Consider the following 22752-nt stretch of genomic DNA (forward strand, 5'->3'; position numbering starts at 1 on the left):
GCAAATTACGTATATTTAATTATAAAGAGAACATTTTAGGATATATCGCAGATAATGGTTTTCACTCCCGTTTTGTCAATATAAAGAAAATCCTAAAAGGTTAAAACTTTGCTCTTAATATTAATCTTAAAAACAGATATTAGGACAGTTGTCTCCTTGCCTGCTATTAGGTTAGCTGCAACAATTCTCCCAGCATCAAATGTTAAATCTTGTTGTTGCTATTTTTGTTTTGGTCTTCCGGGATGGTTATTCATTATCCGTTGGGTGTCTCACCCGGCTGATATATTTCCAGTAGGCCTTGCTCAAGAGGGTGTCTATCCATAACACATTGTTTAGTCAGTGGATTGGTAACTGAAAGCCAAGGGCGGTAGCGTGCCTGAAAGCGTGTGAATCAGCCTCGGTTATTCTGTCAATAGCCAATGGATGAATAAGCTTTTTTTAGGACTGATGCCAGTTATATTTCTATTTGATTAACTGCATGCTGAAACCCAATACGACCCAAGCTTATTTAAATTGCACAGGATAATTACTCTGCCAAAGTGATAAATAATCAATGATGAAATCCAAAATGAAATTGATGCCATTATTGGTGTCTGTGACCTTGATGAGTGGTTGCACGGTCTTTCCCGGCAGCAATATGTCAACAATGGGTAAGGATGTGATCAAGCAACAGGATGCCGATTTTGATCTCGACAAAATGGTGAATGTTTATCCACTTACGCCACGTCTGGTCGAACAATTACGCCCACGTCCGAATGTTGCTCAGCCGAATATGTCTCTGGACCAGGAAATCGCCGCTTATCAGTATCGCGTGGGGCCGGGTGACGTGATCAACGTGACCGTCTGGGACCACCCTGAACTGACCACGCCAGCGGGCCAGTATCGTAGCTCAAGCGACACCGGGAACTGGGTACAGTCAGATGGCACGATGTTCTACCCCTACATTGGTAAAGTCCATGTTGCCGGGAAAACCCTTGCCGAGATCCGGAGTGATATTACCGGCCGCTTAGCGCAGTACATCGCCGATCCGCAGGTGGACGTTAATATTGCCGCATTCCGCTCGCAAAAAGCCTACATTTCCGGCCAGGTCAATAAATCCGGCCAGCAGGCCATCACCAACGTACCGTTAACCGTTCTGGATGCCATTAACGCCGCAGGCGGGTTAACCGACGGTGCCGACTGGCGCAACGTGGTCCTGACCCACAACGGCAAAGAGCAGCGCATCTCACTGCAGGCGCTGATGCAAAACGGCGATCTGACCCAGAACCGCCTGCTCTATCCGGGCGATATTCTCTACGTACCGCGTAATGACGATCTGAAAGTCTTCGTGATGGGTGAAGTGAAGAAACAGAGCACCCTCAAAATGGACTTCAGCGGCATGACGCTGACCGAAGCGCTGGGCAATGCGGAAGGCATCGATCTGACCTCCTCCAACGCCAGCGGCATCTTCGTGATTCGCCCACTTAAGGACGACGCCAGCAACAAAGGCAAGATTGCCAACATTTACCAGCTCGATATGTCCGACGCCACCTCGCTGGTGATGGCAACGTCGTTCCGCCTCCAGCCATACGATGTGGTGTATGTCACTACCGCGCCGGTTGCCCGCTGGAACCGTCTGATCAACCAGTTGCTGCCAACCATCAGTGGCGTTCGCTACATGACGGATACGGCGCGCGACATTCATACCTGGTAATCCGCGATGTTTAACAAAATTCTGGTGGTATGCGTGGGGAACATTTGCCGTTCCCCGACGGCAGAGCGGTTGTTGAAACACTACCAGCCTGAACTGACCGTCGAGTCCGCAGGCCTTGGCGCGCTGGTCGGTAAAGCGGCCGATGAGCGCGCAACGAGCGTGGCCCGCGATCATAACCTCTCCCTTGACGGGCATATTGCCCGCCAGGTCACCGGCCGCATGTGCCGGGAATATGACCTGATCCTGGCAATGGAAAAACGCCATATTCATGCGCTATGCGATATCGCACCGGAGATGCGCGGCAAGGTGATGCTGTTTGGTCACTGGGACAATGAACGCGAAATCCCCGATCCGTATCGCAAAAGCCATGAGGCGTTCGAGGCGGTTTACACCTTACTTGACCAGTCTGCCCAACAGTGGGCGCAGGCACTGAAAGCTCAGCAGGGATAACAATGACAGAAAAAACAAGACCTTCTGCCGCCCCGACTTCGGGCAGTGATGAAATTGATATTGGTCGCCTGGTCGGCACGGTTATCGAGGCAAAGTGGTGGGTGCTTGGCATTACCGCTGTGTTTGCCGCGGCAGCCGTCGTCTACACGCTGTTCGCCACGCCTATCTACAGCGCCGACGCGCTGGTGCAGATTGAGCAAAATACCGGCAACTCGCTGGTGCAGGATATTGGCTCTGCGCTGGCGAACAAACCACCGGCATCCGACGCTGAAATTCAGCTGATTCAGTCACGTCTGGTACTGGGGAAAACGGTTCACGACCTCGGTCTCGATATCTCCGTCACCAAAAATACCTTCCCGATCTTTGGTGCCGGCTGGGATCGCCTGATGGGACGAAGCAACGATACGGTAAAGGTGACTGACTTTGTGCTGCCGAAAGGGGCGGGCGATCAAACCTTTACCCTGACGGTGCTGGGTCCGAAACAGTACCAGTTGACCAGCGATGCGGGATTCAGCGCCCGCGGCGAAGTGGGCCAGATGCTGACGAAAGATGGCGTCAGCATGATGGTGAGCGCCATTCATGCCCAGGAGGGCGGCGAGTTCACCGTGACCAAATTCTCCACGCTGGGAATGATCAACAATCTGCAAAACAACCTCACCGTGACTGAAAACGGTAAGGACACCGGCGTGCTGAGCATGACCTTTACCGGTGAAGATAAAGATCAAATCCGCGACATCCTGAACAGCATCACCCGCAACTATCTTGAGCAGAACGTTGAGCGTAAGTCGGCGGAAGCGGCGAAAAGCCTGGCTTTCCTTGCTAAACAGCTCCCGGAAGTGCGGGCCCGTCTGGATGATGCCGAGAATAAACTGAACGCTTACCGTCAGGATAAAGACTCTGTCGACCTGCCGCTGGAGGCGAAGTCTGTTCTTGATTCAATGGTTAACATCGACGCCCAGCTCAACGAGCTGACCTTCAAAGAGGCGGAGATTTCCAAGCTGTACACCAAACGCCACCCGGCCTACCGGACGCTGCTGGAAAAACGTCGCACGCTTGAAGAAGAGAAGGCGAAGCTGAACGACCGCGTAACCGCGATGCCGAAAACGCAGCAGGAAATTGTGCGTCTGACCCGCGACGTGGAATCTGGTCAGCAGGTGTACATGCAGCTGCTGAACAAACAGCAGGAGCTGAAAATCACCGAAGCCAGTACCGTGGGTGATGTGCGCATCGTCGACCCGGCGATTACCCAGCCGGGCGTGCTGAAGCCGAAGAAAGCGCTGATCGTTCTCGGCAGCATTATTCTCGGCCTGATGCTCTCCATTGTCGGTGTGCTGCTGCGCTCGCTGTTCAACCGCGGAATTGAAAGCCCGCAGGCGCTGGAAGAGAGTGGTATCAACGTCTATGCCAGTATCCCGCTTTCCGAGTGGCAAAAATCCCGTGACAGCGTCAAAACCATTAAAGGCGTTAAGCGGTACAAACAGAGCCAGTTGCTGGCCGTGGGTAACCCGACGGACCTGGCGATTGAAGCGATACGTAGCCTGCGTACCAGCCTGCACTTCGCCATGATGCAGGCCAAAAACAACGTCCTGATGTTAACCGGTGTCAGTCCGTCAATCGGTAAGACCTTTGTCTGCGCCAACCTGGCGGCCGTCGTCAGCCAGACCAACAAACGCGTGCTGCTGATCGACTGCGATATGCGCAAGGGTTATACCCACGAGCTGCTGGGCACCAACAACGTTAACGGTCTGTCGGAAATCCTGCTGGGGCAGGGGGAGATTAGCCAGAGCGCCAAGCCGACCTCGATTCCGAGATTCGATCTGATCCCACGTGGTCAGATACCGCCTAACCCGTCGGAACTGCTGATGAGCGAACGCTTCACCCAGCTGATTGAGTGGGCGAGCAAACACTATGACCTGGTGCTGATCGATACGCCGCCGATTCTGGCCGTGACCGATGCCGCCGTGGTAGGCCGCCATGCGGGTACCACCCTGATGGTGGCACGTTACGCGGTGAACACCCTGAAAGAAGTGGAAACCAGCCTGAGCCGCTTCGAGCAGAACGGGATTGAGGTGAAAGGGGTGATCCTGAACTCCATCTTCCGCCGCGCGACCGGGTATCAGGATTACGGTTATTACGAGTACGAATATAAGTCTGACAATAAATAACAGCCAAAACATACCCTTACACCCCTCACCCTAACCCTCTCCCCTGAGGGGAGAGGGGATTGTTCGGTGCCGCTTTCACCCTATCCCCTCAGGGGAGAGGGCCGGGGTGAGGGGTAGGAGAAAGAAATGACCACACAACGCCCTTTGATTTCTATCTATATGCCGACATGGAATCGTCAGCAGCTGGCGATCCGCGCAATCAAGTCGGTGTTACGTCAGGATTATGACAACTGGGAACTGATCATCGTGGATGACTGTTCTTCTTCGTATGAACAGCTGCAAAAATTTGTCACCGATCTCAATGACCCGCGCGTGATGTACACCCATAACCCGATTAACTCCGGGGCATGCGCGGTGCGTAACCAGGCGATTATGCAGGCCAAAGGGCAGTATCTGACCGGCATCGACGACGATGACGAATGGACCCCGAACCGACTGTCTGTCTTCCTTTCACATAAAGCACAGCTGGTGACGCATGCGTTCCTGTATGCCAACGACTATGTCTGTCAGGGTGAAGTCTATTCGCAGCCTGCCAGTCTGCCGCTGTACCCGAAATCACCCTATTCTCGCCGCCTGTTCTACAAGCGCAACATTATCGGCAATCAGGTTTTCACCTGGGCATGGCGCTTTAAGGAGTGCCTGTTCGATACCGAACTGAAAGCCGCGCAGGATTACGACATCTTCTTGCGGATGGTGGTTGAGTATGGCGAACCGTGGAAAGTGGAAGAGGCCACGCAGATCCTGCACATCAATCACGGGGAGATGCAAATTACCTCCTCGCCGAAGAAGTTCTCGGGCTACTTCCATTTTTACCGCAAGCACAAGGACAAGTTCGACCGTGCCAGCCGGAAGTATCAGCTCTTTACCCTCTATCAGATCCGCAATAAGCGCATGAACTGGCGCACGCTGCTGACGCTGCTGTCCGTCCGTAACGGCAAACGTCTGGCTGATGGACTTCGGGGGAAATAATGTTTCTTGAAGATTGCCGCGCAAACAGCTGGAGCCTGCGCCCATGCTGCATGGTCCTGGCGTACCGTATCGCGCATTTTTGTTCGGTGTGGCGCAAGAAAAACGTGCTGAACAACCTCTGGGCAGCGCCGGTTCTGGTGCTGTACCGCATTATTACTGAATGCTTTTTTGGTTATGAAATTCAGGCCGCTGCCACCATTGGCCGCCGCTTTACCATTCACCACGGCTATGCGGTGGTGATCAATAAGTTCGTGGTCGCCGGGGATGATTTCACCATTCGTCATGCGGTCACCATTGGCAACCGAGGGCCAGACAGCCTGGCCTGCCCGGTTATCGGCAATAACGTCGAGCTGGGCGCGAACGTGGTGATCATTGGTGACATTACCATCGGTAACAACGTGACGATTGGTGCGGGCAGCGTGGTGCTGGACAGCATTCCGGACAACGCGCTGGTGGTGGGAGAAAAGGCCCGCGTGAAGGTGATTAAATGAACATTCTGCAATTTAACGTCCGCCTCGCTGAAGGCGGAGCGGCAGGCGTGGCCCTGGATCTGCACCAGCGCGCACTGCAAAAAGGACTTCAGTCTCGTTTTATTTATGGCTACGGCAAAGGCGGCAAGAAAAGCGTCAGTCACGATAACTTCCCGCAGGTGCAAAAGCACACGCCGCGTCTGACCTCGATGGCCAACATTGCCTTGTTCCGCCTGTTTAACCGCGATCTGTTTGGCAACCTGAATAATCTTTATCGCACTGTGACCCGCACCACGGGCCCGGTTGTACTGCATTTCCACGTCCTGCACAGCTACTGGCTGAATCTGGAAGAGGTGGTGGCGTTTTGTCAGAAGGTGCAGGCGCACAAGCCTGATACACGCTTCGTCTGGACGCTGCACGATCACTGGAGCGTGACCGGACGCTGCGCCTTTACCGATGGCTGCGAAGGCTGGAAGGATAACTGCCAGAAATGCCCGACGTTAAGCAACTACCCGCCGGTGAAAGTGGATCGTGCTCACCAGCTGGTAACCGGCAAGCGCAAACTGTTCCGCGACATGCTCTCGCTCGGCTGCACGTTTATCTCCCCGAGCCAGCACGTGGCCGATGCCTTCAACAGCCTTTACGGGGCAGGGCGCTGCCAGATTATCAACAACGGTATCGACGTGGCGACGGAAGCCATTCTGGCGGAGCTGACGCCGGTGGCGGACACCGCGGGTAAACCGAAAATCGCCATCGTTGCGCATGACCTGCGTTACGACGGCAAAACCAACCAGCAGCTGGTGCGCGACATGATGGCGCTCGGTGACAAGATTGAACTGCATACCTTCGGCAAGTTTTCCCCGTTCGAAGGGGCGAACGTCGTGAACCACGGGTTTGAAACCGACAAGCGCAAACTGATGAGCGCGCTGAACGGCATGGATGCGCTGGTGTTCAGCTCCCGCGTGGATAACTACCCGCTGATCCTCTGCGAAGCGCTTTCCATCGGCGTGCCGGTGATTGCCACCCACAGCGATGCCGCGCGTGAAGTGCTGGAAAAGTCGGGCGGTAAAACGTTCTCGGAAGGGGAAGTGCTGCCGCTGGTGCAGATGCCGAAAGCGCAGATCGCTGAGACTGTTTTTGGCACTGACCTGGAATCGTTCCGCAACCGCAGCCGCAAGGCCTACAGTGGACAACAGATGCTGGAGGAGTATGTCTCGTTCTATCAGAATCTGTAGTTATCTGCTGCTGCCGCTGATCTACCTGCTGGTCAACGTCAAAATTGCCCAGCTTGGCGAAAGCTTCCCGATAACCATCGTCACTTTCTTGCCCGTTCTGCTTCTGCTGTATGTCGATAAAATCAACCTGAAGAAGCTGATGATTGCCCTGGGGTTGGGCACGGGCCTGACGCTGTTTAACTACATCTTTGGCCAGTCACTGGATGCCAGTAAATACGTCACCTCCACCATGCTGTTTGTCTATATTGTCATTATTATCGGCATGGTCTGGAGTATTCGGTTTAAAACGATTTCTCCGCACAATTATCGGAAAATCCTCAGGTTCTTTTATATTGCCGTTGCGTTAATTGTTATGCTTGCTGCACTGGAAATGGCGCAAATTATTCTCACCGGTGGCAGCAGCCTGATGGAGATAATTTCGAAATATCTCATTTACAGCAACAGCTATGTATTGAACTTCATTAAGTTTGGCGGAAAACGTACCACGGCCCTCTATTTTGAACCGGCGTTCTTCGCTCTGGCGTTAATCTCAATTTGGCTCAGCATCAAACAGTTTGGTATCAAAACACCTAAGACCGATGCTATGATTCTTGCAGGAATTGTTCTGTCTGGATCGTTCTCAGGGGTAATGACATTTATCCTGTTTTACCTGCTGGAGTGGGCGTTCCAGTACCTGAACAAAGATGCGATTAAGAAAAAACTGCCGCTGGCGATTATCTCCCTGACGGTATTTTTGGTCGGCGTGATATTTGCGTTCCCGTACATCTCAGAACGTCTGGGAGATTTGGGAACAGAAGGCTCATCGTCCTATTATCGCATCATTGGTCCGCTGGTGATGGTGGGTTATTCCTTAACCCATATTGATGGTGTAGTAAGATTCGGCTCACTTTACGAATATGTTGCATCATTCGGAATCTTTAACGGTGCGGATGTCGGTAAAACCATAGACAATGGTCTGTATCTGTTAATTATTTATTTTTCGTGGTTCGCCGTACTGTTGACGCTGTGGTATCTGTTTAAAGTTTTCAAAATGATGATTAACGCGTTTGGTGATAACCAGAACTTTCGCGTGCAACTTTATCTGTTTACACCGGTGTCGCTGTTTTTTACCGGGTCAATATTTAGCCCGGAATATGCTTTCTTGATTGTCTGTCCGTTTATTTTGCGCAAAGCGCTTAATATTACGAACGTATGACGAAATGAGGTGATTTATGTTTCTTAGCGTCATTACTGTCGCTTTTCGTAATTACGAAGGGGTGGTAAAAACCTGGCGCTCGCTGCGCAACCTGGCGCGCGATCCAAGCCTCACTTTTGAGTGGATTGTGGTCGACGGCGGCTCGAACGATGGCACGGCGGAGTTTCTGGAAAAACTCAACGGTGAGTTCAACTTACGTTACATCAGCGAGAAAGATAAAGGCATTTACGATGCGATGAACAAGGGCATTAACATGGCCCAGGGTCGTTATGCCATCTTCCTCAATTCTGGCGATGTTTTCCATGATGACGTGGCGCTGTTTGCCCGTCAGCTGGCGCGTCAGAAAGAGGAGGCCATGTATATCGGCGATGCACTGCTTGATTTTGGTGATGGGCATAAAGTGTGCCGTAGCGCAAAGCCAGGCTGGTATATCTACCACAGTTTGCCCGCCAGCCATCAGGCCATTTTCTTCCCGGTAAACGGTCTGAAAAAACAGCCATACGATTTGCAGTATAAAGTGTCATCGGATTATGCCCTGGCCGCCAGCCTGTATAAATCAGGCTATCCGTTCCGCCGAATTAAAGGGCTGGTCTCTGAATTCTCAATGGGTGGCGTGTCAACATCGAATAATCTGGAATTGTGCCAGGATGCCAAAAACGTGCAGCGCAAAATATTACGCGTGCCGGGGTTCTGGGCGGAATTGTCTTATTTATTGCGCCTGCGGACGACAGGTAAAACGAAAACCTTATATAACAAAGCGGCTTTGTTGAATAAATCAGATTTCGGGTAAGTCTCCCCCGTAGCGGGTTGTGTTTTCAGGCAATACGCACGCTTTCAGGCATACCTGCTTTCGTCATTTTGTTCAGCGCTCGTACCAGGGCCATAGCCTCTGCAACCTGACCATCGTAGTCACGCAGTGTCAGTGAACCCCCGAACAGCTGTTTTACCCGGTACATCGCCGTTTCCGCTATCGAGCGACGGTTGTAATCTGTTGTCCATTTCCACCGCGCATTACTCCCGGTCATTCGCTGATTAGCCACTGCACGGTTACGGTCTGCATATTCACCGGGCCAGTAACCCGCACCTTTTCGGGGAGGGATAAGCGCGCTGATTTTCTTACGCCGCAGTTCATCGTGACATAGCCGGGTATCGTAAGCGCCATCGGCGGCGGCTGACCTGATTTTCCGGTGGGTTTGCCGGATTAACCCGGGGAAGGCCTCTGAGTCCGTAACGTTGTTCAGCGACAGGTCAGCGCAGATGATTTCATGTGTTTTACTGTCAACGGCGAGATGCAGCTTACGCCAGATACGGCGGCGTTCCTGGCCATGCTTTTTGACTTTCCACTCGCCTTCACCGAAGACCTTCAGCCCGGTGGAATCAATTACCAGGTGTGCGATTTCACCCCGGGTGGGCGTTTTGAAACTGACATTAACCGACTTTGCCCGCCTGCTGACACAGCTGTAATCCGGGCAGCGTAGCGGAACGTTCATCAGAGAAAAAATGGAATCAATAAAGCCCTGCGCAGCGCGCAGGGTCAGCCTGAATACGCGTTTAATGACCAGCACAGTCGTGATGGCAAGGTCAGAATAGCGCTGAGGTCTGCCTCGTGAAGAAGGTGTTGCTGACTCATACCAGGCCTGAATAGCTTCATCATCCAGCCAGAAAGTTATGGAGCCACGGTTGATGAGGGCTTTATTGTAGGTGGGCCAGTTGGTGATTTTGAACTTTTGCTTTGCCACGGAACGGTCTGCGTTGTCGGGAAGATGCGTGATCTGATCCTTCAACTCAGCAAAAGTTCGATTTATTCAACAAAGCCTAACAAAGCCTGAATATAAGGAAACGCAATGCAGGATTTGAAGGGTTTCTCCGTGCCGAAAGGCTTTCGGGGCGGCAACGGTATTAAAGTGCAGCTGTGGTGGGCCGTTCAGGCAACGTTATTTGCCTGGTCACCACAAATATTGTACCGCTGGCGAGCATTCTTATTGCGTCTGTTTGGCGCAAAAATCGGAAAAAACGTAGTCATTCGACCTTCGGTAAAAATTACCTACCCCTGGAAATTAACGCTTGGGGATTACGCCTGGGTAGGGGATGACGTGGTGTTATATACCCTTGGCGAAATTACGATTGGCGCAAATTCGGTGGTGTCACAGAAGTGTTATTTGTGCACCGGCAGCCACGATTTTATGAGTCAGCATTTTGATATTACCGCTTCGCCTATTGTGATTGGTGAAAAATGCTGGCTGGCAACGGATGTTTTTGTTGCACCAGGTGTTTCTGTTGGCGATGGCACGGTAGTGGGTGCCCGCAGCAGCGTTTTTAAATCGCTACCGGCAAATAAAGTTTGCCGTGGCAACCCCGCAGTGGTGATACGCGAACGCGTTGAAACTGATTAAATTCATAAGTAGAGGAATATAAACATGTCTAAAGTCGCTCTCATCACCGGCGTTACCGGGCAGGATGGTTCTTATCTGGCAGAGTTCCTGCTGGAAAAAGGGTATGAAGTACACGGTATTAAACGTCGTGCCTCTTCGTTCAACACCGAACGTGTCGATCATATTTATCAGGATCCTCACGCGGCAAACCCGAAATTCCACCTGCACTACGGCGACCTGACCGATACCTCCAACCTGACCCGTATCCTTCAGGAAGTGCAGCCGGATGAAGTGTACAACCTGGGCGCGATGAGCCACGTGGCGGTCTCCTTCGAATCCCCGGAATACACCGCTGACGTTGACGCCATGGGTACTCTGCGTCTGCTGGAAGCGATTCGCTTCCTGGGTCTGGAGAAGAAAACCCGTTTCTATCAGGCCTCTACCTCTGAGCTGTACGGTCTGGTGCAGGAAATCCCACAGAAAGAGACCACGCCGTTCTACCCACGTTCTCCGTATGCGGTCGCAAAACTGTACGCCTACTGGATCACCGTGAACTACCGTGAATCCTACGGCATGTATGCCTGTAACGGCATTCTGTTCAACCACGAATCCCCACGTCGCGGTGAAACGTTCGTTACCCGTAAAATCACCCGCGCTATCGCGAACATCGCCCAGGGTCTGGAATCGTGCCTGCACCTCGGCAACATGGACTCCCTGCGTGACTGGGGCCATGCGAAAGACTACGTGAAAATGCAGTGGATGATGCTGCAGCAGGAACAGCCAGAAGACTTCGTGATCGCGACCGGCGTTCAATACTCCGTGCGTCAGTTCGTTGAGATGGCCGCTGCACAGCTGGGCATCAAGCTGCGTTTCGAAGGTACCGGCGTAGAAGAGAAAGGTATCGTTGTTTCCGTAACCGGCCATGACGCGCCAGGCGTGAAACCAGGCGACGTCATTGTCCAGGTTGACCCACGTTACTTCCGTCCTGCTGAAGTGGAAACCCTGCTGGGCGATCCAACCAAAGCGCACGAGAAACTGGGCTGGAAACCAGAAATCACTCTGCAGGAGATGGTTTCCGAGATGGTCGCCAAAGATCTTGAAGCAGCGAAAAAACACTCCCTGCTCAAGTCTCATGGCTACGAGGTTGCCATCGCGCTGGAGTCCTGAGAATGACAAAACAACGTATTTTTGTCGCTGGTCATCGCGGAATGGTGGGTTCCGCGATTGTTCGACAGCTGGAACAGCGCGGTGACGTAGAAGTGGTTGTCCGCACGCGCGACGAGCTGAACCTGCTCGATAGCCGTGCGGTGCAGGACTTCTTTGCTAACGAACACATTGACCAGGTGTATCTGGCGGCGGCGAAAGTGGGCGGCATTGTCGCCAACAACACTTACCCGGCGGATTTCATCTACGAGAACATGATGATTGAGAGCAACATCATTCACGCGGCGCACCTGCACAACGTGAATAAGCTGCTGTTCCTCGGTTCATCCTGCATCTACCCGAAAATGGCAAAACAGCCGATCGCGGAAAGCGAACTGCTGCAGGGCACGCTGGAGGCAACCAACGAGCCTTACGCGATTGCCAAGATTGCCGGGATTAAGCTCTGCGAATCTTACAACCGTCAGTACAACCGCGACTATCGCTCGGTGATGCCGACCAACCTGTACGGACCGCACGACAACTTCCACCCGAGCAACTCGCACGTGATCCCGGCGCTGCTGCGTCGCTTCCACGAGGCGACCGCCGAGAACGCACCGGATGTGGTGGTGTGGGGCAGCGGCACGCCGATGCGCGAATTCCTGCACGTGGACGACATGGCTGCCGCCAGCATTCACGTGATGGAGCTGGATCGCGAAGTGTGGCAGGAGAACACCGAGCCGATGCTGTCGCACATCAACGTGGGAACCGGCGTGGACTGCACCATTCGCGAGCTGGCGCAAACCATCGCGCAGGTGGTGGGCTACAAAGGCCGCGTGGTGTTTGACGCGACGAAACCGGACGGCACGCCGCGCAAACTGCTGGACGTGACCCGTCTGCATCAGCTGGGCTGGTATCACGAGGTATCACTGGAGCAGGGGCTGGCCAGCACCTACCAGTGGTTCCTCGAAAACCAGCACCGCTTCCGGGGGTAACGATGTTTTTAAGTCAGGAAGATTTTGCCACGGTGGTGCGTTCCACTCCGCTCATCTCGATTGATTTGATCGTGGAGAACGAACGCGGCGAGTTCTTGCTGGGGAAACGAACCAACCGTCCTGCACAGGGCTTCTGGTTCGTGCCCGGCGGGCGCGTGCAGAAGGATGAGACGCTTCATGATGCGTTTGAGCGTCTCACTCTGGCGGAACTGGGCCTCCAGCTGCCGATGGCGGCGGGCCAGTTTTACGGGGTCTGGCAGCACTTCTATGACGATAACTTTTCAGGCACCGGGTTCACCACGCACTACATCGTGCTGGGGTTCCGCCTGAAGGTGACTCAGGCAGACCTGCGTCTGCCTGATGCTCAGCATGACGACTACCGCTGGCTGGCACCGGAGCCGCTTCTGGCAAGCGAGAACGTCCATGACAACAGTCGGGCGTATTTCCTGGCGGATCGTCAGGCCGAGGTGCCAGGCATATGAAAATCCTCGTATACGGAATTAACTACTCGCCGGAATTAACCGGTATCGGAAAATATACCGGCGAGATGGTCGAGTGGATGGCGAGCCAGGGACATGACGTGCGGGTCATTACCGCGCCGCCGTACTACCCGGAATGGAAAGTCGGTGAGCGCTACTCAAGCTGGCGCTACCGTCGTGAAGAGGGGGCGGCAACCGTCTGGCGCTGCCCGCTTTATGTACCTAAGCAGCCCTCGACGCTGAAACGGCTACTGCATCTCGGCAGCTTTGCCCTGAGCAGTTTTTTCCCGCTGATGGCGCAGCGTCGCTGGAAGCCGGATCGCATCATTGGTGTGGTGCCGACGCTGTTTTGCACGCCGGGCATGCGCCTGCTGGGCAAACTCTCCGGCGCACGCACCCTGCTGCACATACAGGATTATGAAGTGGACGCCATGCTGGGCCTGGGGATGGCAGGCAAAGGCAAGGGTGGAAAAGTGGCGAAGCTCGCCAGCGCCTTTGAGCGTAGCGGTCTGCATAACGTGGATTACGTTTCGACCATCTCACGCTCGATGATGAACAAGGCGCAGGAGAAGGGCGTACCTGCCCGGAAGGTGATCTTCTTCCCGAACTGGTCCGAAGTGGCGCGTTTTCGCGACGTGACGGAGCAGGACGCTCAGACGCTACGCGCCCAACTCGGTTTGCCTGAAGACCAAAAAATCATTCTTTACTCAGGCAACATCGGCGAAAAGCAAGGGCTGGAAAGCGTGATTGAAGCGGCTCAGCAGCTTAACGAGCATCCGTGGATGTTTGTGATTGTCGGGCAGGGCGGCGGGAAAGCGCGGCTGGAAAAGATGGTCAGCGAACGCGGCCTGAGCAACGTGAAATTCTTCCCGCTTCAGTCTTACGAGGCGTTACCTGCGCTGCTGAAGATGGGCGACTGCCATCTGGTGGTACAAAAACGTGGCGCGGCGGATGCGGTGTTGCCTTCCAAGCTGACAAACATTCTGGCGGTGGGCGGCAACGCGGTGATCACGGCAGAAGCCGAAACTGAATTAGGCCAGCTGTGTGACAGCTATCCGGGGATTGCCGTGTGCGTCGAACCGGAATCGGTCCCGGCACTGGTCACCGGCATTGAACAGGCACTTGCCATGCCAAAAGTGAACACGGTGGCACGTGAATATGCCGAACGCACGCTCGAGAAAGAGAACGTGCTGAGTCAATTTATTGCAGATATACGGGGATAAATCATGAGTCAAACCACTTTGTATCCGGTCGTAATGGCGGGTGGATCCGGGAGCCGGTTGTGGCCACTGTCCCGCGTGCTTTATCCAAAACAATTTCTGTGCCTGAAGGGTGACCTCACCATGCTGCAGACGACGGTAAACCGTCTGCACGGTGTGGAGTGTGAAAGCCCGGTGGTGATTTGTAACGAACAGCACCGCTTTATTGTTGCCGAGCAGCTGCGCCAGCTGAATAAACTCACAGAAAACATCATTCTGGAGCCTGCCGGACGTAATACCGCGCCTGCTATCGCCCTCGCGGCGCTGGCGGCAAAACGCAGCAGTCCTGACTGTGACCCGCTGATGCTGGTGCTGGCGGCAGACCACGTTATCCAGCAGGAAGAGGCGTTCCGCGAGGCGGTGCGTGCAGCGATCCCTTACGCCGAAAGCGGCAAACTGGTGACCTTCGGCATCGTGCCGGATCTGCCAGAAACCGGCTATGGCTATATTCGCCGCGGTAATGTGACGCCTGGCGAAGGCGACAGCGTGGCGTTTGATGTGGCGCAGTTTGTCGAAAAACCGAATCTGGAAACCGCTCAGGCCTACGTCGCCAGCGGTGAGTACTACTGGAACAGTGGGATGTTCCTGTTCCGTGCCGGGCGCTATCTGGAAGAGCTGCGCAAATACCGTCCGGATATTCTGAATGCCTGTGAGAAGGCGATGGCAGTGGTGGACCCGGATCTCGACTTCATCCGCGTGGATGAGGAGGCGTTCCTCGCCTGCCCGGAAGAGTCCATTGACTATGCGGTGATGGAACGCACGGCCGACGCCGTTGTGGTTCCGATGGATGCGGGCTGGAGTGATGTGGGCTCCTGGTCCTCACTGTGGGAGATCAGCGCCCATACCCCGGAGGGTAACGTCCATCACGGCGATGTCATTAGCCACAAAACGGAAAACAGCTACGTCTACGCCGAGTCCGGCCTGGTGACCACGGTTGGGGTGAAAGATCTGGTGGTTGTTCAGACCAAAGACGCCGTGCTGATTGCCGACCGTAACGCCGTGCAGGACGTTAAAAAAGTGGTCGAGCAAATCAAGGCCGATGGCCGACACGAACACCACATTCACCGCGAAGTGTACCGTCCGTGGGGCAAATATGACTCCATCGATGCAGGTGAGCGTTATCAGGTGAAACGCATTACCGTGAAGCCGGGCGAAGGGCTGTCTGTGCAGATGCACCATCACCGCGCCGAGCACTGGGTCGTGGTGGCAGGCACGGCTAAAGTTACCATCGACGGTGAAGTCAAACTGCTGGGTGAAAACGAGTCCATCTATATTCCGCTGGGGGCCACGCACTGTCTGGAGAACCCGGGGAAAATTCCTCTCGATTTAATTGAGGTGCGTTCCGGCTCGTATCTGGAAGAGGACGATATCGTGCGCTTCCAGGATCGCTACGGCCGGGTGTAGCACTCTGCAATATGCCCGGTGGCGCTGAGCTTACCGGGCCTACGAATGACAAAAAAATCAATTTGGCCATTTAGTGGTCAGGGCCGACTGTTGCCTGAAAAAGGGGTCATCATGGAAAAATTAACCTGTTTTAAAGCCTACGATATTCGCGGCAAGCTGGGCGAAGAGCTGAATGAAGATATCGCGTGGCGCATTGGCCGCGCCTATGGCGAATACCTGAAGCCGCAGACCATCGTGCTGGGCGGCGACGTGCGTCTGACCAGTGAATCCCTGAAGCTGGCGCTGGCGAAAGGGTTGCAGGACGCGGGCGTGGACGTGCTGGATATCGGACTTTCCGGGACCGAAGAGATTTACTTTGCCACCTTCCACCTGGGCGTGGACGGCGGTATTGAAGTGACCGCCAGCCACAACCCGATGGACTACAACGGCATGAAGCTGGTGCGCAAAGGTGCGCGTCCTATCAGCGGCGACACCGGCCTGCGCGACGTGCAGCGTCTGGCGGAAGCCAACGATTTCCCGCCGGTGAACGACGCGAAACGCGGCAGCTATAAGCAAATCAACCTGCAAAAAGAGTATATCGATCACCTGCTGGGCTACATCAACTTGGCGAACCTCAAGCCGCTGAAGCTGGTCATCAACTCCGGTAACGGCGCGGCCGGCCCGGTGGTGGATGCCCTGGAAGCCCGCTTTAAAGCGCTGAACGTGCCGGTGACCTTCGTCAAAGTGCACAACACCCCGGACGGCAACTTCCCGAACGGTATTCCTAACCCGCTGCTGCCGGAGTGCCGCGACGACACCCGTAACGCGGTGATTGAGCACGGCGCGGATATGGGCATTGCCTTTGACGGCGATTTCGACCGCTGCTTCCTGTTCGACGAGAAAGGGCAGTTCATCGAGGGCTACTACATTGTCGGCCTGCTGGCGGAAGCGTTCCTTGAGAAAAAACCGGGTGCGAAAATCATTCATGACCCGCGTCTTTCCTGGAACACCGTCGATGTGGTGTCAGCGGCAGGCGGCACGCCGGTGATGTCCAAAACCGGTCACGCCTTTATCAAAGAGCGCATGCGTGAAGAAGACGCTATCTACGGCGGCGAGATGAGCGCCCACCACTACTTCCGTGATTTTGCCTACTGCGACAGCGGGATGATCCCGTGGCTGCTGGTGACTGAACTCCTGTGTCTGAAAGGGAAAACGCTGGGTGAGCTGGTGCGCGACCGCATGGCGGCGTTCCCGGCGAGCGGGGAGATCAACAGCAAGCTGGCGCATCCCGCCGAGGCGATTGCCCGCGTGGAGCAACACTTTGCCATTCACGCGCTGGAAGTTGACCGCACCGACGGCATCAGCATGGCGTTTCCACAGTGGCGCTTTAACCTGCGCTCTTCTAATACCGAGCCGGTGGTGCGCCTGAACGTGGAATCCCGCGCGGATACGGCGCTGATGGAAGCCCGAACGAAGGACATTCTGGCGCTGTTGAATCAGTAACAATTGCCCCTCCGGGAGGAGGGGAAACCGAATACAGGAACAACGATGACGAATCTAAAAAAACGCGAACGAGCGAGAACGAATGCATCGTTAATCTCTATGGTGCAGCGTTTTTCTGATATCACCATCATGGTCGGCGGACTGTGGGCGGTGTGTCGGATCGGCGGGCTGCCGTTTTTATATATGCATCTGCTGATGGCGCTGATTGCGTTGGTCGTGTTTCAGATGATCGGCGGAATGACCGATTTCTACCGCTCGTGGCGCGGTGTGAAAATGACTACCGAACTGATGCTGTTGCTGCAGAACTGGACCCTGAGTCTGATCTTCAGCGCGGGCCTGGTAGCGTTCAGCCATGATTTCGATAATCGCCTCGTGACCTATCTCAGCTGGTATCTGCTGACCAGCGTCGGCATGGTGGTGTGCCGCTCCCTGATCCGCTTTGGCGCGGGCTGGCTGCGTAACCGCGGTTATAACCGTCGCTTTGTGGCGGTGGCAGGGGATTTGCCGGTTGGAAGGGTTCTGCTCGAGAGCTTCCGCAAAGAGCCGTGGTTAGGGTTTGAAGTGGTGGGCATTTATCACGACGCGAAACCGGGCGGCGTGCCGTCGGACTGGGCGGGGAATTACGTCCAGCTGATTGAAGACGCGAAAGCCGGAAAAATTCACAACGTTTATATCGCCATGCAGATGAAAGACGAATCCCGCATTAAGCAGCTGATGCGCGAGCTGGCGGATACCACCTGCTCGGTGATCCTCATCCCGGATGTGTTTACCTTCAACATTCTGCATTCCCGTATTGAAGAGGTGAACGGCGTGCCGGTGGTACCGCTGTACGATACGCCGTTGTCGGGCATTAACCGCGTGCTCAAGCGCGTGGAAGATATCGTGCTCTCTTCGCTGATTTTACTCCTCATCTCCCCGGTACTGTGCTGCATCGCTCTGGCGGTGAAGCTGAGCTCCCCCGGCCCGGTCATTTTCCGTCAGACCCGCTACGGCATGGACGGTAAGCCGATCATGGTCTGGAAATTCCGCTCTATGAAGGTGATGGAGAACGACAAGGTGGTCACCCAGGCGACGCAGAACGATCCGCGCGTCACCCGCGTAGGTAACTTCCTGCGTCGCACCTCGCTGGACGAGCTGCCGCAGTTTATCAATGTCTTTACCGGCGGCATGTCGATTGTTGGCCCCCGTCCGCACGCCGTGGCGCACAACGAGCAGTACCGCTCGCTGATTGAAGGCTACATGCTGCGCCATAAGGTGAAGCCGGGCATCACCGGCTGGGCACAGATCAACGGCTGGCGCGGTGAAACCGACACGCTGGAAAAAATGGAAAAACGCATCGAGTTCGATCTGGAGTACATCCGCGAGTGGAGCCTCTGGTTCGATATCAAGATTGTTTTTCTGACCATTTTCAAAGGCTTCGTGAACAAAGCGGCGTACTAAGATGAGCTTACGTGAAAAAACCATCAGCGGCGCCAAGTGGTCAGCGATGGCGACCATCGTCATCATTGGCCTCGGCCTGGTGCAGATGACGGTGCTGGCGCGCATTATTGATAATCACCAGTTCGGCCTGCTGACCGTCTCGCTGGTGATTATTGCGCTGGCCGACACGCTGTCGGACTTTGGTATCGCCAACTCGATTATCCAGCGTAAAGAGATCAGCCATCTGGAGCTGACCACGCTCTACTGGCTGAATGTGGGGCTGGGAATTTTCGTGTTTGTGCTGGTCTTTCTGCTGAGCGGTACTATCGCCAGCGTGCTGCACAACCCGGATCTCGCCCCGCTGATGCGCACATTGTCCTTTGCCTTCGTGGTGATCCCACACGGGCAGCAGTTCCGCGCGCTGATGCAGAAAGAGCTGGAGTTCAACAAAATCGGCATGATCGAAACCAGCGCCGTGCTGGCGGGCTTTACCTTCACCGTGGTCAGCGCCCATTTCTGGCCGCTGGCGATGACGGCCATCCTCGGTTACCTGGTCAACTCCGCCGTGCGTACGCTGCTGTTTGGCTATTTTGGCCGCAAAATTTATCGCCCGGGGCTGCATTTCTCTCTCGCGTCCGTCTCGTCTAACCTGCGCTTTGGCGCGTGGCTGACGGCGGACAGCATCATTAACTACGTGAATACCAACCTCTCAACACTGGTGCTGGCACGTATTCTTGGGGCGAGCGTCGCGGGGGGCTACAACCTGGCCTATAACGTTGCGGTTGTACCGCCGATGAAGCTGAACCCGATTATCACCCGCGTCCTGTTCCCGGCGTTTGCCAAGATTCAGGACGATACCGAAAAGCTCCGCGTTAATTTTTACAAGCTGCTGTCCGTGGTAGGGATCATCAACTTCCCGGTGCTGCTGGGGTTGATGGTGGTCTCGAGCAACTTCGTACCGCTGGTGTTTGGCGAGAAGTGGAACGGCATTATCCCGATCCTGCAATTGCTCTGCGTGGTGGGGCTGCTGCGCTCCGTGGGGAATCCGATTGGTTCGCTGCTGATGGCGAAGGCACGGGTGGATATCAGCTTCAAGTTCAACGTGTTCAAAACCTTCCTGTTTATTCCGGCAATTATCGTCGGTGGCCATATGGCGGGCGCCATCGGCGTCACGCTGGGCTTCCTGCTGGTGCAGGTAGTCAATACCGTTCTGAGCTACTTCATCATGATTAAGCCGGTGCTGGGCTCCAGCTACCGTCAGTACATTTTGAGTCTGTGGCTGCCGTTTTACCTCTCACTGCCAACCCTGGCTGTGAGCTACGGTCTGGGCATTATCCTTCGCGGCCATCTGCCGCTGGCCGCACTGCTGGCGGTGCAGGTGGCCGCCGGCGCGCTGGCATTTGGCGTGATGATTGTGCTGTCACGCAATGCGCTGGTGGTCGAAATGAAGCGCCAGTTTTGCCGTAACGAAAAAATGAAAACGCTGCTTCGCGCAGGCTAGTTATTTAAGAGGCCATTATGAAATTATTAATTCTTGGCAACCATACCTGCGGCAACCGTGGCGACAGCGCCATCCTGCGCGGTTTACTGGATGCAATTAACACCCTTAAGCCTGAGACCGAAGTGGACGTGATGAGCCGTTATCCGGTCAGCTCATCCTGGCTACTGAACCGCCCGGTAATGGGCGACCCGCTCTACAGCCAGATGAAACAGCATAACAACGCCGCAGGCGTGATGGGGCGGGTCAAGAAAGTCCTGCGTCGTCGTTACCAGCACCAGGTGCTACTTTCCCGCGTGACGGATACCGGCAAGCTGCGCAACATTGCGATTGCGCAGGGCTTTACCGATTTCGTGCGGCTGCTGTCCGGCTACGACGCGATTATTCAGGTTGGCGGTTCGTTCTTCGTCGATCTCTACGGCGTACCGCAGTTTGAACATGCGCTCTGCACGTTTATGGCCAAAAAGCCGTTGTTTATGATTGGCCACAGCGTCGGACCTTTCCAGGATCCGCAGTTTAACCAGCTGGCGAACTATGTCTTTGGGCACTGCGACGCGCTGATCCTGCGTGAGTCGGTGAGTCTGGATATGATGAAGCGCAGCGAAATTGACACGTCTAAAGTAGAACACGGCGTGGACACCGCCTGGCTGGTGGATCATCAGGATGACAGCTTCCAGGCAAGCTACGCGGTACAGCACTGGCTGGACGTGGCGGCAAAACAAAAAACGGTCGCCATCACGCTGCGTGAACTGGCTCCCTTTGATAAACGGCTAGGCACCACCCAGGCGGCGTATGAGAAAGCCTTTGCCGACGTGGTGAACCGCGTGCTGGACAGCGGTTATCAGGTACTGGCGCTTTCCACCTGTACCGGCATCGACAGCTACAACAAAGATGACCGCATGGTGGCGCTGAACCTGCGCAACCTGGTTAACGATCCGTCGCGTTATCACGTTGTGATGGATGAGCTGAACGACCTTGAAATGGGCAAGCTGCTCGGCGCCTGTGACCTGACCGTCGGCACCCGCCTGCATTCGGCCATTATCTCCATGAACTTCGGTACGCCGGCCATCGCCATTAACTACGAACACAAATCCGCCGGGATTATGCAGCAGCTTGGCATGCCGGAAATGGCCGTGGATATTCGTCATCTGCTGGATGGTTCGCTTGGTGCGATGGTGGGGGACACGCTGGGTCAACTGCCCGCCATCAACGAACGGCTGGCCGTGGCGGTGAAAGCCGAGCGCGAGAAGGGCATTGGCATGGTGAAATCGGTACTCGACCGCTTACGGGAGGGGAAATGAAGGTTGGTTTCTTCTTACTGAAATTTCCGCTGTCGTCCGAGACCTTTGTGCTGAACCAAATTACCGCGTTTATCGATATGGGATATGACGTGGAGATTATCGCCCTGCAAAAGGGCGATACCCAAAACACCCATGCGGCCTATACCCAGTATGGGCTGGAGGCGAAAACCCGCTGGCTGCAGGATGAGCCTTCCGGGAAGTTGAGCAAGCTGCGCCACCGTGCCAGCCAGACCTTACGCGGGATCCATCGGCCGGCGACCTGGCGGGCGCTGAATGTTTCCCGTTATGGGTCCGAATCTCGCAATCTGATCCTGTCGGCCATCTGCGGGCAAACGGCGCAGCCGTATCGTGCCGATGTGTTTATCGCCCACTTCGGCCCGGCGGGTGTCACTGCCGCGAAGCTGCGCGAACTGGGGGTAATAGACGGCAAGATTGCGACTATTTTCCACGGAATCGACATCTCAAGCCGTGAAGTGTTGAACCACTATACGCCAGAGTATCAGCAGCTTTTCCGCCGCGGTGACATGATGCTGCCCATCAGCGACCTGTGGGCCGGACGCCTGAAAAGTATGGGCTGCCCGGGTGAGAAGATTGCCGTTTCGCGCATGGGCGTCGATTTAACGCGCTTTACGCGTCGTCCGGTGAAGGTGCCGGGAAAACCGCTACAGATCATCTCTGTGGCACGTCTGACCGAAAAGAAAGGTCTGCATGTGGCCATTGAGGCCTGCCGTCAGCTAAAAGCGCGCGGGGTGGCGTTCCACTATCGCATTCTCGGCATTGGGCCGTGGGAACGTCGTCTGCGCACGTTGATCGAACAGTATCAGCTGGACGATGTCGTGGAGATGCCGGGCTTTAAGCCGAGCCATGAAGTTAAGGCCATGCTCGATGAGGCGGACGTGTTCCTGCTGCCCTCCGTGACGGGCGCCGATGGTGACATGGAAGGCATTCCGGTGGCGCTGATGGAGGCGATGGCCGTGGGTATTCCGGTAGTATCGACCCTGCACAGCGGGATCCCGGAGCTGATTAAATCTGACCATTCCGGCTGGCTGGTGCCGGAGAATAACGCGATGGCCCTTGCTGATCGGTTAGCGGCCTTCAGCGACATCGACCAGCAGGCGCTGGAGCCCGTGCTTCACAATGCCAGACAAAAAGTAGAAACCGATTTTAACCAGCAGGTGATTAATCGCCAGTTAGCGAGCCTGCTGCAAACGCTGTAACGCCGAGGT

Annotated in this window: 20 protein-coding genes; 19 read left to right on the plus strand and 1 reads right to left on the minus strand. The window is 55.0% G+C overall.

The features are described from left to right. Positions 1–553 precede the first annotated feature (553 nt). The 8 genes from O1723_RS07455 to wcaE all read left to right on the plus strand — a co-directional run bounded on the left by O1723_RS07455 (position 554) and on the right by wcaE (position 8967). The gene (locus O1723_RS07455) at positions 554–1693 is read left to right on the plus strand and encodes a polysaccharide export protein (RefSeq protein ID WP_014884510.1); all 1140 of its coding nucleotides are present in this window, start codon (positions 554–556) and stop codon (positions 1691–1693) included. Positions 1694–1699: 6 nt separating this feature from the next. After that, the gene (wzb, locus tag O1723_RS07460; protein WP_014884509.1) at positions 1700–2143 is read left to right on the plus strand and encodes a low molecular weight protein-tyrosine-phosphatase Wzb; all 444 of its coding nucleotides are present in this window, start codon (positions 1700–1702) and stop codon (positions 2141–2143) included. Between the two features lie 2 nt (positions 2144–2145). Further along, positions 2146–4308 carry a tyrosine-protein kinase Wzc gene (gene wzc, locus O1723_RS07465; RefSeq protein ID WP_248190828.1) on the plus strand — a complete coding sequence of 721 codons (2163 nt, stop codon included), beginning with the start codon at positions 2146–2148 and terminating at the stop codon, positions 4306–4308. Positions 4309–4434: 126 nt separating this feature from the next. Next, entirely contained in the window at positions 4435–5277 is an 843-nt protein-coding gene (gene wcaA, locus O1723_RS07470) for a colanic acid biosynthesis glycosyltransferase WcaA (protein WP_014884507.1), read from the plus strand. Beyond that, positions 5277–5768 carry a colanic acid biosynthesis acetyltransferase WcaB gene (wcaB, locus tag O1723_RS07475; RefSeq protein ID WP_014170825.1) on the plus strand — a complete coding sequence of 164 codons (492 nt, stop codon included), beginning with the start codon at positions 5277–5279 and terminating at the stop codon, positions 5766–5768. Before wcaA ends, wcaB begins: the two co-directional genes overlap by 1 nt. After that, positions 5765–6982, plus strand: a complete 1218-nt coding sequence (gene wcaC / locus O1723_RS07480) for a colanic acid biosynthesis glycosyltransferase WcaC (protein WP_014884506.1) — start codon at positions 5765–5767, stop codon at positions 6980–6982. Before wcaB ends, wcaC begins: the two co-directional genes overlap by 4 nt. Next, positions 6957–8177, plus strand: coding sequence for a colanic acid polymerase WcaD (wcaD, locus tag O1723_RS07485; RefSeq protein ID WP_014884505.1), 1221 nt, complete (start codon positions 6957–6959; stop codon positions 8175–8177). Before wcaC ends, wcaD begins: the two co-directional genes overlap by 26 nt. 16 nt (positions 8178–8193) lie before the next feature. Beyond that, entirely contained in the window at positions 8194–8967 is a 774-nt protein-coding gene (wcaE, locus tag O1723_RS07490) for a colanic acid biosynthesis glycosyltransferase WcaE (protein WP_479983870.1), read from the plus strand. A 25-nt stretch (positions 8968–8992) separates the two neighbouring features. On the opposite strand, the gene O1723_RS07495 is transcribed toward wcaE, so the two are convergent. Next, on the minus strand, positions 8993–9961 hold the full coding sequence (locus O1723_RS07495) for an IS5-like element IS903B family transposase (protein ID WP_000654804.1): 969 nt from the start codon (positions 9959–9961) through the stop codon (positions 8993–8995). Between the two features lie 60 nt (positions 9962–10021). Between O1723_RS07495 and wcaF the strand changes: the two genes are divergently transcribed. From wcaF to wcaL, 11 genes are all read left to right on the plus strand, one after another. Then, entirely contained in the window at positions 10022–10570 is a 549-nt protein-coding gene (gene wcaF, locus O1723_RS07500) for a colanic acid biosynthesis acetyltransferase WcaF (protein ID WP_014884503.1), read from the plus strand. A gap of 24 nt (positions 10571–10594) precedes the next feature. Further along, on the plus strand, positions 10595–11716 hold the full coding sequence (gmd, locus tag O1723_RS07505) for a GDP-mannose 4,6-dehydratase (RefSeq protein WP_014884502.1): 1122 nt from the start codon (positions 10595–10597) through the stop codon (positions 11714–11716). 2 nt (positions 11717–11718) lie between these two features. Next, positions 11719–12684 carry a GDP-L-fucose synthase gene (fcl, locus tag O1723_RS07510; protein WP_014884501.1) on the plus strand — a complete coding sequence of 322 codons (966 nt, stop codon included), beginning with the start codon at positions 11719–11721 and terminating at the stop codon, positions 12682–12684. A gap of 2 nt (positions 12685–12686) precedes the next feature. Continuing rightward, positions 12687–13166, plus strand: a complete 480-nt coding sequence (locus O1723_RS07515; RefSeq protein ID WP_014884500.1) for a GDP-mannose mannosyl hydrolase — start codon at positions 12687–12689, stop codon at positions 13164–13166. Then, positions 13163–14386 (plus strand): colanic acid biosynthesis fucosyltransferase WcaI, encoded by a 1224-nt coding sequence (gene wcaI, locus O1723_RS07520; RefSeq protein WP_014884499.1) that lies wholly within the window; start codon positions 13163–13165, stop codon positions 14384–14386. Before O1723_RS07515 ends, wcaI begins: the two co-directional genes overlap by 4 nt. Before the next feature lie 3 nt (positions 14387–14389). After that, positions 14390–15826 carry a mannose-1-phosphate guanyltransferase gene (gene cpsB / locus O1723_RS07525; protein ID WP_014884498.1) on the plus strand — a complete coding sequence of 479 codons (1437 nt, stop codon included), beginning with the start codon at positions 14390–14392 and terminating at the stop codon, positions 15824–15826. 111 nt (positions 15827–15937) lie between these two features. Next, the gene (gene cpsG, locus O1723_RS07530) at positions 15938–17308 is read left to right on the plus strand and encodes a colanic acid biosynthesis phosphomannomutase CpsG (protein ID WP_014884497.1); all 1371 of its coding nucleotides are present in this window, start codon (positions 15938–15940) and stop codon (positions 17306–17308) included. A gap of 45 nt (positions 17309–17353) precedes the next feature. Beyond that, positions 17354–18748 carry an undecaprenyl-phosphate glucose phosphotransferase gene (gene wcaJ, locus O1723_RS07535; RefSeq protein WP_014884496.1) on the plus strand — a complete coding sequence of 465 codons (1395 nt, stop codon included), beginning with the start codon at positions 17354–17356 and terminating at the stop codon, positions 18746–18748. 1 nt (position 18749) lies between these two features. After that, the gene (wzxC, locus tag O1723_RS07540) at positions 18750–20228 is read left to right on the plus strand and encodes a colanic acid undecaprenyl disphosphate flippase WzxC (protein ID WP_014884495.1); all 1479 of its coding nucleotides are present in this window, start codon (positions 18750–18752) and stop codon (positions 20226–20228) included. A gap of 17 nt (positions 20229–20245) precedes the next feature. Next, complete coding sequence (gene wcaK, locus O1723_RS07545; RefSeq protein ID WP_014884494.1) at positions 20246–21526, plus strand: colanic acid biosynthesis pyruvyl transferase WcaK; 1281 nt, start codon at positions 20246–20248, stop codon at positions 21524–21526. Continuing rightward, entirely contained in the window at positions 21523–22743 is a 1221-nt protein-coding gene (wcaL, locus tag O1723_RS07550) for a colanic acid biosynthesis glycosyltransferase WcaL (protein ID WP_014884493.1), read from the plus strand. The genes wcaK and wcaL overlap by 4 nt, the downstream gene beginning before the upstream one ends. The last annotated feature ends 9 nt before the right edge of the window (positions 22744–22752 follow it).

The organism is Enterobacter cloacae complex sp. HYC080_NIDB (assembly GCF_056673325.1).

Bases quoted from the DNA above. Each gene is read 5' to 3' on its own strand.
- wcaJ (WP_014884496.1), top strand. From the start codon at position 17,354: ATGACGAATCTAAAAAAACGCGAACGAGCGAGAACGAATGCATCGTTA.
- wcaF (WP_014884503.1), top strand. From the start codon at position 10,022: ATGCAGGATTTGAAGGGTTTCTCCGTGCCGAAAGGCTTTCGGGGCGGC.
- wcaB (WP_014170825.1), top strand. From the start codon at position 5,277: ATGTTTCTTGAAGATTGCCGCGCAAACAGCTGGAGCCTGCGCCCATGC.
- wzb (WP_014884509.1), top strand. From the start codon at position 1,700: ATGTTTAACAAAATTCTGGTGGTATGCGTGGGGAACATTTGCCGTTCC.
- wzxC (WP_014884495.1), top strand. From the start codon at position 18,750: ATGAGCTTACGTGAAAAAACCATCAGCGGCGCCAAGTGGTCAGCGATG.
- wcaI (WP_014884499.1), top strand. From the start codon at position 13,163: ATGAAAATCCTCGTATACGGAATTAACTACTCGCCGGAATTAACCGGT.
- O1723_RS07455 (WP_014884510.1), top strand. From the start codon at position 554: ATGATGAAATCCAAAATGAAATTGATGCCATTATTGGTGTCTGTGACC.
- gmd (WP_014884502.1), top strand. From the start codon at position 10,595: ATGTCTAAAGTCGCTCTCATCACCGGCGTTACCGGGCAGGATGGTTCT.
- fcl (WP_014884501.1), top strand. From the start codon at position 11,719: ATGACAAAACAACGTATTTTTGTCGCTGGTCATCGCGGAATGGTGGGT.
- wzc (WP_248190828.1), top strand. From the start codon at position 2,146: ATGACAGAAAAAACAAGACCTTCTGCCGCCCCGACTTCGGGCAGTGAT.
- wcaL (WP_014884493.1), top strand. From the start codon at position 21,523: ATGAAGGTTGGTTTCTTCTTACTGAAATTTCCGCTGTCGTCCGAGACC.
- wcaA (WP_014884507.1), top strand. From the start codon at position 4,435: ATGACCACACAACGCCCTTTGATTTCTATCTATATGCCGACATGGAAT.
- cpsG (WP_014884497.1), top strand. From the start codon at position 15,938: ATGGAAAAATTAACCTGTTTTAAAGCCTACGATATTCGCGGCAAGCTG.
- O1723_RS07515 (WP_014884500.1), top strand. From the start codon at position 12,687: ATGTTTTTAAGTCAGGAAGATTTTGCCACGGTGGTGCGTTCCACTCCG.
- wcaK (WP_014884494.1), top strand. From the start codon at position 20,246: ATGAAATTATTAATTCTTGGCAACCATACCTGCGGCAACCGTGGCGAC.
- wcaD (WP_014884505.1), top strand. From the start codon at position 6,957: ATGTCTCGTTCTATCAGAATCTGTAGTTATCTGCTGCTGCCGCTGATC.
- cpsB (WP_014884498.1), top strand. From the start codon at position 14,390: ATGAGTCAAACCACTTTGTATCCGGTCGTAATGGCGGGTGGATCCGGG.
- wcaC (WP_014884506.1), top strand. From the start codon at position 5,765: ATGAACATTCTGCAATTTAACGTCCGCCTCGCTGAAGGCGGAGCGGCA.
- wcaE (WP_479983870.1), top strand. From the start codon at position 8,194: ATGTTTCTTAGCGTCATTACTGTCGCTTTTCGTAATTACGAAGGGGTG.